Genomic DNA, 12274 nt, shown 5'->3' on the forward strand with positions numbered 1-12274 from the left:
CATCGATGAGCACTTTGGGTGAATTAGAGCAGCTAACACAGTAACAGCGTCAAGTTAGCAGGGTATAAATGTTAGAAAGGGAAGAGAACAGAATGCAACAACTACAAAACGTGATTGAAACTGCCTTCGAGCGCCGCGCAGACATTACTCCGGCTAACGTAGATACCGTTACGCGCGAAGCGATTAACCATGTCATTGACCTGCTCGATACTGGTGCACTGCGTGTCGCAGAAAAATTGAAGGTCAGTGGGTGACTCACCAATGGCTGAAGAAAGCTGTACTGCTCTCTTTCCGCATCAATGACAACCAAGTCATGGAAGGCGCTGAAACTCGTTATTACGATAAAGTCCCGATGAAATTCGCCGGTTATGATGAAGCGCGTTTCCAGCGTGAAGGCTTCCGTGTTGTGCCTCCAGCAACCGTGCGTAAAGGGGCATTTATTGCTCGTAATACGGTACTGATGCCCTCTTATGTCAATATTGGCGCTTTCGTTGATGAAGGCACGATGGTTGATACTTGGGCGACGGTCGGATCTTGCGCACAAATTGGCAAGAACGTTCACCTATCTGGCGGTGTAGGCATCGGTGGCGTATTGGAGCCTTTACAAGCCAACCCAACGATTATCGAAGATAACTGCTTTGTTGGCGCACGTTCCGAAGTGGTTGAAGGGGTTATCGTCGAGGAAGGGTCTGTTATCTCAATGGGCGTGTTTATCGGTCAAAGCACCCGTATTTATGACCGTGAAACCGGTGAAGTCCACTATGGTCGAGTGCCCGCAGGATCTGTGGTGGTTTCAGGTAGTTTGCCATCAAAAGACGGCAGCTACAGCCTATACTGCGCGGTTATCGTGAAAAAGGTTGATGCAAAAACGCGCGGTAAAGTCGGTATCAATGAGTTATTACGCACCATCGACTAAGATTGAAGATAGCGGGAAAATCTCCCGCTATTTTTTTGCCTTGTGAGTTAATCACATATTTTGGCGAGATTTACCGTCATAATCATAAACTGTGGAATATACCCTTCAAAGAATTTGAATTGCACATCAGCAGCAAATTTGATGAGGGATAAAACTAAAAGGTGGCGCTATGTATGACAATCTGAAAAGCTTAGGAATCACACAACCAGAAGATGTCGATCGCTATAGCCTGCGTCAGGAGGCCAATAACGACATTCTGAAGATTTACTTCCGCAAAGATAAAGGCGAGTTTTTTGCTAAAAGTGTGAAATTCAAATATCCACGCCAACGCAAAACGGTAGTGGCTGATAATGCAGGTCATGGTTACAAAGAAATCAATGAAATCAATCCTAACCTACGTTATGTCATTGATGAATTGGACCAACTGTGCAAACGCGACCAGATTGAAGTTGATTTAAAACGTAAGATCCTTGATGACTTGCGTCATTTAGAAAGCGTTGTCGCCAATAAGATTTCCGAGATTGAATCTGATCTGGAAAAATTAACTAACGGCCGTTAATCCGATCGCTGAAAATTAAGTCTGCCCGTATTGTGTTGTAATGTTATGCCACAATACGGGCTTATTTACGCCATACTCAACGATATTAATTCTGATGTGTTATTTAGCGATAAGCCGAAACTTTAGACGAGAGTGAATTCATCGCCTGTACAGCATCAATCTTATTAGGTATGCCCATGGGAATACCGTAATCTATAGTATAACGATCAGGTGTAGAATAATAAGGGATCGCATTACCTGCCATAATCGTTGATAGCAACCCGTACCCTTGAGAATAGGATTCACTCTCGCCACCATGCGATAGACCCATATTATGGCCCAGTTCATGGCGCATGACAGTCGTTCCACAATTTATTGAACCGGTTGCTACCATATTACGGTCCCTTCCCCATGAGCCTAACCATGCCAATCCACAGCCATCTTCAGTGCCTTCATAATAAATACCATCGGCTTTTAAAATATTCCGCCAGCCCTGCACTGTTGCATCTTCTCGTAACTCCTCAAGAGGATTACTCAGCGAGTTCCAGTGAACTTTTGCCTCCACCTGCCGTAAGCCAACAATACGATAGCGGAAATTAGCACCCGAATTTTCCAACGCTTCATTCGTCAGAATAAAGCCTTCAATTAAGCGTTTACGCATTGCGTCTTCGCCTAAACGATCTGCGGCTTTATCGCTGTAAAGTAATAACAGATCAATAGTGACGGTTTCACGATTCCAATTTCCTTGCTCATCCACCTTGAATGCGACTGTCTCCCCATTAGAGATTTTATAGTTTGAATTATCTGCCAAAACGGATATCTCTAATTCAGCTTCACTGTTAATAACAACCCGACTACCTGGTTCCTGTGCGGCAGGTAAGTATAAATTAGGCTGATAATTACCATTGGCAGTGTTAATAACAGTCCGTGGTGTCTGTAGTTCAGGAATCTTGCCATCGATAATATCTTGCGCTTCATAAAAAGTATCCGGTGAGTCTATTAACTGCCATTTTCCTTTTTCACCAATATAAAAGAAATCATATTGTTGGCCATTGCTAAGACTCATAGACCCCGAGTTACTAATATTGGCTGTATCAATAAGCGTTACAGCATCAGTTAGTGATTTTAACGTCATTTTATCACGATCAGCGGATTTAGCTGGTAGCTTCACTTTCTCTCGCCAATGGCTATCCGTCAGCGTGACCACTGTAGTTTGAGCTGTTGGTGTAGGGAGTTCACTAGAACTAATGTCCACCTCAACGTTTCTTATTGGCGAAGAATTCAATGCCCAGCGATTAAATCCTTTTAGATATTTGAATACATATTGATCGCCTGATTTTATCGTCGTGGTACTGGCATATAATAAATTATCCGCAGAGACCTTTGAATCGTTGGATGCGGTGGAGCGAATAATAATAATCGAATCATCCTTGGCAGTTGATGGGAGAGTAATTTCAGGTACCCAATCATTATTTTCCATCTTATAATAAACGATACCTTGAAGATTATCAGAAATAAGACTGCCGTCACTATTTGGTGTTAGATGAATAACCCCTTGCCCTTGAATATCCCATTGTTGTATATCTTCGTGATATTCAAGAGTGTATTCACTACCTGATGTAATCTTTAATTGCGTGAATGGAAGATGCAAATCAGCATCATAGGTTGCCGTTGATTTAATCACCACACGTGTTCCATCTACTGGCTGTAGCGGCAATATAACGTCTTTGGTCCAATTACCGTCATACAGTTCGAATACAATATCATCGTAGCCTGATGGTAATACTCCGCTACCAAGTTGATCTGGTGTGGTCGACAATTTATTAGAGATAGAACGTTTTTTTCTCTCTTTAACCTTCTCAAGAATAGTGTCACCAATTTCATTTTCATCAAAAATACGAGTATTCTTGATTGAATTAGATATCTCACCATTAATATCGGATAAACTTCCCTCGATGGTATGTTTAGGTATTTTATTACCATCAATACTGTTACTTTCAATTAGATTAGGGATTACATGACTAGTATCATCGAAGGGTTCGAGATTAACTGAATCGCGAATCCAACCACTCAGATTACAAGATGACTGATACTTAAAAACATACTGCTCACCATGCTCAATTACTGTCTCACCACTATATAATATATTGTCAGCAGAAACTTTTGATTTCTTACAAGCGATGGAGCGAATAAGAATAGTATCGCCATCTTTTGCTATGGCTGGCAACGTAACCTCTGTGGCATAATTGCAATTATTCATCGAGTAATAGGTCATGTTTTGTGGGTTATCTGGAATAACGTGACCGACACTGTTCGGTGATAAATATTGAATACCTGAAACCTTGATATTCCATTGTTGAATATCTGCATCGTACTCAAGCGTGTATTGACTTCCAGCCTTAATTTCTACGGGGCCGACTAATGGGAGTTGTAGCACCGCATTCCAAGTGGCTGAAGTACGAATCACAACACTGCATTTATCCTCAGGGTATTCAGGTAATACAATATTGTTAATCCAGTTGCCATCTGAAAGTTCAAATATAACTTCATCATATCCTGAAGGGAGTACGTTTCTGCCTAATTCATTGGGCGAGGTAAATAAAGTGTAGCCTTTCATCGTGTTGCGTCTCTTAAGTGAATAGATTGAGTCACTGCATTTGCAGCGGCAGCAACTTTACACAGAGACGATTCACACACTACTCATAAACGAACTAATGATGAGAAGAGGAGATGTTTTGAAAGTTTTAAAGAAGTAGCCTCAGTTTTATTACTGATATTCACTATTAAACATGAGGCCTAATATGTACGTTGACTACTGAATTAAGCGCCCCCACTGTTCAACCCATGGTGCTGAAACAGTTTCTGGCTCCGAGTGCTCAATGGCATCAATTTCTAATCTTTCGCCGATTCGTGTCGCACCTTGTTCCTGTAGTAGCTCATCGAATGCACGACCTGCACCGCAGAAATTGTCATAACTACTGTCGCCCAACGCAATGAGGCCATAACGCAGCTCTGGTTGGAAGCCCACATGATCACGTACAGCAGTGAAAAGCGGCGCAATACTGTCAGGAAAATCGCCCTGCCCAGTCGTTGACGTCACCACTAACACATAATGTTGACGATAATATTGCCAGGCTTCTAACGTTCCCTCATCGAACACTTTTACTTCGTGGCCTTGCTCTTTCAATATGTTCTCGGCCTCTTCTGCCACTAACAATGCGTTACCGTAGACAGTGCCGACAAAAACCCCAATCTGGGCCATAAGATAGATACCTTTCTAACGAGAAAATTATTCACTATCCTGACCGGCGGTGGCAGAAAACTCAACCCTTTCAAGATGAGGGACAATGCCAGACCAGCCAAAATGTGACATCAACTCTTGCCAGGACTCATCCCAACGAGCAGTGAGCGACAGTGGTTCACCCGTCACCGGATGATTGAGCGATAAGTGGCTAGCATGCAGCATAAGTCTAGAACAATCAAAATGTTGTGCAATACCACGATTCTGCCGCAAATCTCCATGGGTACTATCACCAATGATCGGATGGCGGATGTGCGCCATATGCCTCCGCAACTGATGTTTACGCCCAGTTTCTGGTTTCAGTTCCATTAAACTGAAGCGTGCTGTGTCATAACGGCCAATAGCAACAGGCACTTCTACTTGCGCTAAAGGCTGATAGTGAGTGATTGAAGGTTGCGGCGCTTTCTCTGCGCGAGAAAACTTATCGGCGATCTTATCCAGTTCCTCAGTCATTTCGTAATCAATCGTTCCTTCCTCCAGCACATAGCCACGAACCACCGCATGGTATGTTTTCTGGATTTGGTGCTGCTCAAACTGCAAAGAAAGCGCGCGAGCAATATCACTGGAAAGTGCCATTAACAGCACTCCCGATGTCGGGCGATCCAATCGGTGTATGGTGTAAACATGCTGACCAATCTGGTCTCGCACTGTTTGCATCACAAATACCGTTTCATGACTGTCTAACCAGCTCCGATGAACCAACCAACCCGCAGGCTTATTCACCGCAACTATATGTTCGTCTTGATAAATTATTTCTAGCATTAGTGACTTTCTTTATTCAGTAGATCATCAAGACGCTGTAAGTGAACCAGCAGTGACGTGCAGTCAGGCCGATCATGGACACTCAGTGCCTCTTCAAAATAGGGGGTGATGGCGAAACGGTTAGGAAGTGGGCCATTCGATTCCAGCAATGCATACATGCGAGGAATCAATACCCACTGTAACCACTGCTCAGCATCCATGGTATCGATGCTAAAGGGTTCGTTGCTTTCGAAGGCTTCTGCTTGTGGAGGCACTGCTTGCCAGAGATCAACCGCTCGCATAGCAAGCTCAATATTCTGAAGACTTTGAAGGACTTGATTTTTTGTATTCATGATTATGCTCTCAACCAAAAAACAGCCATTTACCAGGTCGGTTCAACGGCGGCAAAGCATACCACTGAAGCAAGCGATGCCCAAATTCACACCATAGACAACAGTTGCAGGTTAAGCAAAATGTGGATAAAAAAAGGGGTACTGTTTTACCAGTACCCCTAGATTCGTTTTATAGCTATCCAGCTAAAAATGATGCTCCCTGCTCATTCCTTGAAAACTTTTCCGTTTGGTTATCCTAACCAGCAATCCTTAGCGAAATCCTACACCATCCCGGTGTTAATCCTGAAGCTATCCTAGCCCACCATCCATCCTGAACCGGCTCTCAATCTCCATCCTGGAGGTGTCCTTTGTTTCATCCTGAAACATCCCTTCACTCATCCTAAGCAGTCCCTGTTTTCTTCATCCTGAAGCGGTAACATCCAATACCGTCCTTCTCCGCCAGATCCTATCCGGCGAGTAGAAGGATCGCTTAATCGACAAAGGGTGACAAGGTACTGTAAGGATAATGATGCAGACACTTTTCATATAAAAAAATGAACGTTTATAACGAAATGATTTTATTGAAATTAAATTTAAAGTCAGAATTTCACATTTGAATAATAGAAGTGATGTCTCACAGGCCATGTGCGAGATCTCTTACACACATTTGCATTGAAATACACGATAACCACTTATTTATTCTGGTAATACGGGGCGTAATGCATCCAGAAAATGCGTAAGATTCGATGCCAATAGCGTGCGTTTACTACGGCCAAATTCCTCGAGCACGACGTTACCACTGACATTACAAAATGAAGCCATAGTCATTTCTGACTCAGTCGTTGCCAAAAATAGCGTTGGCGAGAGCTTCAGCCTTTTTTGCGTAACCAAATGCCCAATCAAGTTCTCCTGCAAGCGGATAAAATCGTCTTCGCTCCACACTTGCAGCAAGTTGAAACGATGATCACCAAGGTCAGCCATCATGTCGCCCGCATATTGGCAAGTGTAAAATTCATGAATATCTGGGTGAAGCTGAATCTCCAATGCACGCTCAATATTGTTCAAATTGGCATCAGCAACAAAAGGTTGAGGCAACCAAATCACCTCATTGTCTTGCGTCTCTACAATGCAAGGTGAGGGTACACCGTAGAGTTCTTTACTGGCTGGGGGATGCCCAGTGTTTTGCTGCCATAAATCGATATACCGTTGAGTAAAACTGTTCAGTGCCGTTGAAATGTTCTGGTCCATACTTAATTCTCAGTATCGCGGCAGCTTGTACTACAGCAAAGGGGACAGGTTCCCCCCAGAAATGCAGTTAAGCGCGGCATAAATTGGTAAACTATCACCAAAGAACTTGACGTTGTTGGTAGACCAGTAACATCAAGTAAGAAGGGTATAATGCTATTGTACCGATCTCTCACCATGGAAACAGTATGTCTTCATATCAAGACCACAAAGCACTCGCTGAGCTGACGCTGGGTAAACCAACCGCTTACCACGATCACTATGACGTGACCTTATTACAGGCCGTCCCACGCAGTATGAACCGCGAACCTCTCGGCCTATATCCAGATAACCTGCCCTTTCATGGCGCGGATATCTGGACACTTTACGAACTTTCTTGGCTAAACAGTAATGGGCTACCACAAGTCGCTGTGGGTCAAATAAGTTTGAATGCGGATAGCGTCAATTTAATTGAATCGAAAAGCTTTAAGCTCTACCTAAATAGTTTTAACCAAACTATTTTTGCTGACTGGGAAAGCGTCCGAACGACTTTGCAGCGTGACTTAGCCACCTGTGCAGTGGGGGATGTCAGTGTCACGCTATACCAGCTTGACGAAATAACCGATCAGCCCATTGCTAACTTTTCTGGTGAATGCCTAGATCAGCAAGATATTCGTATCGATAGCTACGAATTCAGTACAGATTATCTGCAAGGTGCCATTGGCGCTAATCACGTACAGGAAAGCCTTGTTAGCCATCTGCTGAAATCTAATTGCCTGATAACTCACCAACCCGATTGGGGCTCGGTACAAATCAGCTATAGCGGCCCGCAGATAAACCGTGAAGCCTTGTTGCGCTACCTCGTCTCTTTCCGGCATCACAATGAATTTCACGAGCAGTGTGTAGAACGTATTTTCAATGACATTATGCGTTTTTGTCAGCCCGATACCTTGTCAGTCTATGCACGCTATACCCGACGAGGAGGCTTGGATATCAATCCTTGGCGTTCCAACACTCACTTTGTACCCTCGACAGGCCGTCTGGCACGGCAATAAATGCGCGCATGTGCGCAACATTTTAGTGTTGTGCACGTTAATGTTGGCAATCTGTGAGGGACAACGTTAAGGTTAATTACAGTATCTTCAGACTATCTTTAGCCAAAAAATACAGACTTAATGCCTGAAGAACTTCCTGATATTCATAAACAAATAGAAAGTCGCATTTTGATTCACGGGCACTACCCCCTAAAGGTATAAAGGAGTAACTTTGATTACACATATCAGCCCACTCGGCTCAATGGATCTGTTATCACAGCTAGAAGTGGATATGCTTAAGCGCACAGCTAGCAGTGATCTGTACCGCTTATTCCGTAATTGCTCGTTGGCCGTTCTCAACTCAGGCAGCCTGACTGATAACAGTAAAGAGCTTTTATCGCGCTATGAAACCTTTGATATCAATGTATTACGCCGTGAGCGTGGTGTTAAACTTGAGTTAGTTAATCCCCCCGAACATGCCTTTGTTGATGGTAAAATCATTCGCTCATTGCAAGCAAACCTCTTTGCCGTGCTACGCGACATCTTATTCGTGAATGGCCAAATAGTTAGTGCAGAGCAAGATCAACATCTCAATACAGAAGACTCTAGCCATTTAACCAACTTGGTTTTCTCCATTTTACGTAATGCTCGTGCCCTGCATATTGATGAAGAACCGAATATGGTGGTTTGTTGGGGAGGGCATTCAATCAATGAAAATGAATATTTGTACGGCCGAAAAGTTGGTAATCAGCTTGGTTTACGTGAGTTGAATATTTGTACTGGCTGTGGCCCTGGCGCGATGGAAGCACCGATGAAAGGTGCGGCTGTCGGTCATGCACAGCAACGTTACAAAAATAGTCGTTTTATCGGTATGACTGAACCTTCAATTATTGCAGCAGAGCCACCCAACCCGCTGGTTAACGAGCTGGTTATCATGCCAGACATTGAAAAACGGTTGGAAGCCTTTGTCCGTATTGCACACGGGATCATTATCTTCCCTGGCGGTGTAGGGACTGCGGAAGAGCTACTCTATCTATTAGGTATTCTGATGAATCCCGAAAACAGTGAGCAAGTGCTGCCACTGATTTTGACGGGGCCAAAAGAGAGTGCTGATTACTTCCGCGTTGTCGATGAGTTCATCATGAATACGCTGGGTGATGGTGCACGCAAATACTACCAAATCATTATTGATGATCCAGATGAAGTGGCCCGCCAGATGAAAAAAGCGATGCCATTAGTCAAAGAGAATCGCCGTAACACGGGTGATGCTTATAGCTTTAACTGGTCGATGCGTATTGAACCTGATTTACAACACCCATTTGAGCCGACCCATGAAAATATGGCGAATCTGAACTTGTCCCATAACCAACCACCAGAAAAGTTAGCGGCTGCGCTGCGTCGGGCTTTCTCTGGAATTGTGGCGGGTAACGTTAAAGAAGCGGGGATTCAGGCGATTGAAACTTACGGGCCATTCAAATTACACGGTGACCCGCAATTGATGAAGCAAATGGATAGCCTATTACAAGGCTTTATCGCTCAATATCGAATGAAATTACCGGGCAGCGATTACACCCCTTGCTACGAAATCTGTAGCTAATAAAGAGCGCAATCAACGGGCAGTGCTGAACTCTAGTTCTGCCCGACTTCACGCTGACATACGCCCCTATATAAGACAGGCCATGCAAATCCACCTTCTTATCATTGATGCTCTCAATTTGATTCGCCGCATTCATGCGGTTCAAGGTTCGCCATGCATCAAGGCTTGCCAACATGCATTACAACAACTCATTCAGCACAGTCATCCCACACATGTCGTCGCTGTGTTTGATGAAGATGATCGTTCTGACAGTTGGCGTCATCAATGCCTGCCAGATTACAAAGCGGGCCGCTCCCCAATGCCAGATAACCTGCAACAGGAAATGCCCCTTATTCGCGAGGCTTTTAATTCATTGGGTGTTGCTTGTTGGCACTCGCCGGGTAATGAGGCTGATGATCTAGCCGCTACGTTAGCGACTAAAATTAGCGGCGCAGGGCATCAAGTCACGATCGTGTCGACTGATAAAGGCTATTGCCAGCTATTAGCACCGAATGTGCAGATTCGTGATTATTTCCAAAAACGTTGGCTGGATATGCCTTTCGTGAAACAAGAGTTCGGAGTGTTACCAAATCAATTGCCCGATTACTGGGGGCTTGCGGGGATTAGTAGCAGTAAGATCCCTGGTGTTGCGGGGATTGGGGCAAAAACGGCCACATTGCTATTACAACAAGCCAGCACGCTTGAGGCGCTCTATCAGGGGCTAGACTCAGTGCCGGAGAAATGGCGTAAGAAATTACAACAGCACCAAGAGATGGCATTCATTTGCAAACAGATCGCCACCTTGAAAACGGATTTACCCTTAGATGGCAACTTGCAGCAACTGCGTTTGCAAAAAGAGTAAGGGGCCAAAGGACACCAAGGTTAGTGACAAAGTGCCCATTGCGGAGAGGACAGGCAGATCGTAAAGACGCCGTGAAATCATCCCTGATGGCTCGAGCCGCGCCATCCTTGGCGCGGACGCTTTACTCTTCTGCCTGTTATCACCGTTACAGATCGAGTTATCGGGGCTTGCCAGCAACCTATAAGGCAAAAAGCCCTTAACCTATATTAACGTTCGTCGCGACGCCCCGGCACACCAGACCAGATACGGCGCACATGGACCGTGACTTCTTCACGGTCATGGTAAAGCTGCTTGGCCTGAATATGGGCATTAATACCATTTTCTTTAAGTTGCTCATCCATCATTGCCAAGTTTTCTGAAACAACTTCAAACCGTTTTTTCATCGGCAATTTAAGGTTGAAAATCGCCTCTCGACACCATCCATTCACCAGCCATTTGATGATTAACTCGGTGACTTTAGCCGGTTTCTCCACCATGTCGCATACTAGCCAGTAAATATTGCTTCGCGTTGGTTCATATTTAAAACCATCAACACGATGATGCGTTACCTGCCCCGTATCCATCAGGCTTTGTGCCATAGAACCATTATCAATGGCCTGAACCATCATGCTGCGTTGTACCAACTGATAAGTCCAACCACCCGGGCAAGCACCTAAATCAACAGCATGCATACCACTGGCCAAACGCTCTTCCCATTCATCGGCTGGGATGAACATATGGAAAGCTTCTTCCAGTTTTAACGTTGAACGGCTAGGTGCATCGGATGGGAATTTAAGACGCGGGATACCCATATAGAATGGCGAGTTATTATTGCTATAGGAATAACCGACATAACAGCAACCTGACGCAATAAAGAACACATGCACCACTGGACGATGAGGATTTTCACGTACAGAAAGAATTTTTTGCTCACGCATAGCGCTGCGTAGCGGCACCGTGAGCTTACGACAAAATTTAAGTAGCTCTTTGCTTTCGTTAGTATCAGGGACTTCTACCCGCAGTTCACCGGCTTTTTCAATAACGCCGACCAACATCCCCACGATAGGTGACACGCGATCTTCCGGTGGTAAGTCTTTCAACAATTCGCCCACCACCATCATTTGGCGGGCAAAAATTAACTCACGGAATGGCACTTCGCGAATCAAGCGATCGGCATCGTCCAACTGATAGCATTCAAACAGGACATAACCGCTGTTCTCTTTAACACGGGCGAAACCAAAAATTTCGAGCTGTGCGGCTTTGGCGGTAATTTCTGCCGCACACTCTTTCTCAAAACCTGAGCGGCAATATAAAGCAATTTTATTATTCATGGCGTTCTGCCCTTTTTCTTAGACGCAGCGCGCCAATCAACATCAAAACCCATCCTGCCAAGAAACATACTCCGCCGATTGGCGTGATATAAACCCACAGTTTCAGGTGTGATAAAGCCAGGCAGTATAAACTGCCGCTAAAGAGTAGGGTTCCAAGCGCTAACAACGCCCCACTCCAATAAAACCAAATACTGATCTGCCGTTGCATCGCAACAGCCAGTGCCAAGATAGCCAACGTATGGAAGCCTTGATAATCCAGCCCCGTATGGATCCAAGCCATTTCATTCGGCCCCAATGTGGTACTCAAAACATGGGCACCAAAGGCCCCTAAAGCCACATAGACAAAACCGCTCAGTGCGGCAAATATCAGCATTAAACGACCGTTCATCGTCATTAACCTTGAATTAGATTGAGTGAGATTCAGGATACTTGGCGCTGCA

The 12274-nt window shown here is 44.7% G+C and carries 11 protein-coding genes and 1 pseudogene; 5 read left to right on the forward strand and 7 right to left on the reverse strand.

What is annotated here, in order from left to right; translation table 11 throughout:
* Nucleotides 1-92: 92 nt before the first annotated feature.
* Both dapD and BN68_RS12765 read left to right on the forward strand, forming a co-directional pair.
* A pseudogene (gene dapD / locus BN68_RS12760) lies at nucleotides 93-916 on the forward strand (2,3,4,5-tetrahydropyridine-2,6-dicarboxylate N-succinyltransferase).
* A 169-nt stretch (nucleotides 917-1085) separates the two neighbouring features.
* Nucleotides 1086-1475 carry a DUF3461 family protein gene (locus BN68_RS12765; RefSeq protein ID WP_004706707.1) on the forward strand — a complete coding sequence of 130 codons (390 nt, stop codon included), beginning with the start codon at nucleotides 1086-1088 and terminating at the stop codon, nucleotides 1473-1475.
* Nucleotides 1476-1578: 103 nt separating this feature from the next.
* Here the strand turns inward: BN68_RS12765 and BN68_RS12770 are convergent, their stop codons facing one another.
* The 5 genes from BN68_RS12770 to syd all read right to left on the reverse strand — a co-directional run bounded on the left by BN68_RS12770 (nucleotide 1579) and on the right by syd (nucleotide 7076).
* Nucleotides 1579-4071 (reverse strand): zinc-dependent metalloprotease family protein, encoded by a 2493-nt coding sequence (locus BN68_RS12770; protein ID WP_042806747.1) that lies wholly within the window; start codon nucleotides 4069-4071, stop codon nucleotides 1579-1581.
* Between the two features lie 195 nt (nucleotides 4072-4266).
* Nucleotides 4267-4716: a flavodoxin gene (locus BN68_RS12775; RefSeq protein ID WP_019211547.1), complete on the reverse strand. Its 450-nt coding sequence runs from the start codon at nucleotides 4714-4716 to the stop codon at nucleotides 4267-4269.
* A gap of 27 nt (nucleotides 4717-4743) precedes the next feature.
* Complete coding sequence (gene truC / locus BN68_RS12780; protein WP_019211548.1) at nucleotides 4744-5517, reverse strand: tRNA pseudouridine(65) synthase TruC; 774 nt, start codon at nucleotides 5515-5517, stop codon at nucleotides 4744-4746.
* Nucleotides 5517-5849: a YqcC family protein gene (locus BN68_RS12785; RefSeq protein ID WP_019211549.1), complete on the reverse strand. Its 333-nt coding sequence runs from the start codon at nucleotides 5847-5849 to the stop codon at nucleotides 5517-5519. Before BN68_RS12785 ends, truC begins: the two co-directional genes overlap by 1 nt.
* A gap of 675 nt (nucleotides 5850-6524) precedes the next feature.
* Nucleotides 6525-7076, reverse strand: coding sequence for a SecY-interacting protein (gene syd / locus BN68_RS12790; RefSeq protein ID WP_019211550.1), 552 nt, complete (start codon nucleotides 7074-7076; stop codon nucleotides 6525-6527).
* Between the two features lie 185 nt (nucleotides 7077-7261).
* Between syd and queF the strand changes: the two genes are divergently transcribed.
* The 3 genes from queF (at nucleotide 7262) to xni (ending at nucleotide 10524) form a co-directional block, all read left to right on the forward strand.
* Nucleotides 7262-8107 carry an NADPH-dependent 7-cyano-7-deazaguanine reductase QueF gene (gene queF, locus BN68_RS12795; RefSeq protein ID WP_019211551.1) on the forward strand — a complete coding sequence of 282 codons (846 nt, stop codon included), beginning with the start codon at nucleotides 7262-7264 and terminating at the stop codon, nucleotides 8105-8107.
* A 211-nt stretch (nucleotides 8108-8318) separates the two neighbouring features.
* Nucleotides 8319-9683, forward strand: a complete 1365-nt coding sequence (gene ppnN / locus BN68_RS12800; protein WP_019211552.1) for a nucleotide 5'-monophosphate nucleosidase PpnN — start codon at nucleotides 8319-8321, stop codon at nucleotides 9681-9683.
* Between the two features lie 82 nt (nucleotides 9684-9765).
* Nucleotides 9766-10524, forward strand: a complete 759-nt coding sequence (gene xni, locus BN68_RS12805; RefSeq protein WP_019211553.1) for a flap endonuclease Xni — start codon at nucleotides 9766-9768, stop codon at nucleotides 10522-10524.
* 206 nt (nucleotides 10525-10730) lie between these two features.
* Here the strand turns inward: xni and rlmM are convergent, their stop codons facing one another.
* Nucleotides 10731-11834 (reverse strand): 23S rRNA (cytidine(2498)-2'-O)-methyltransferase RlmM, encoded by a 1104-nt coding sequence (gene rlmM / locus BN68_RS12810; protein WP_019211554.1) that lies wholly within the window; start codon nucleotides 11832-11834, stop codon nucleotides 10731-10733.
* Complete coding sequence (locus BN68_RS12815) at nucleotides 11827-12222, reverse strand: DUF423 domain-containing protein (RefSeq protein WP_072085274.1); 396 nt, start codon at nucleotides 12220-12222, stop codon at nucleotides 11827-11829. The genes rlmM and BN68_RS12815 overlap by 8 nt, the downstream gene beginning before the upstream one ends.
* Nucleotides 12223-12274: the final 52 nt, after the last annotated feature.

This window comes from Yersinia massiliensis CCUG 53443, from assembly GCF_000312485.1.
GTDB lineage: Bacteria > Pseudomonadota > Gammaproteobacteria > Enterobacterales > Enterobacteriaceae > Yersinia > Yersinia massiliensis.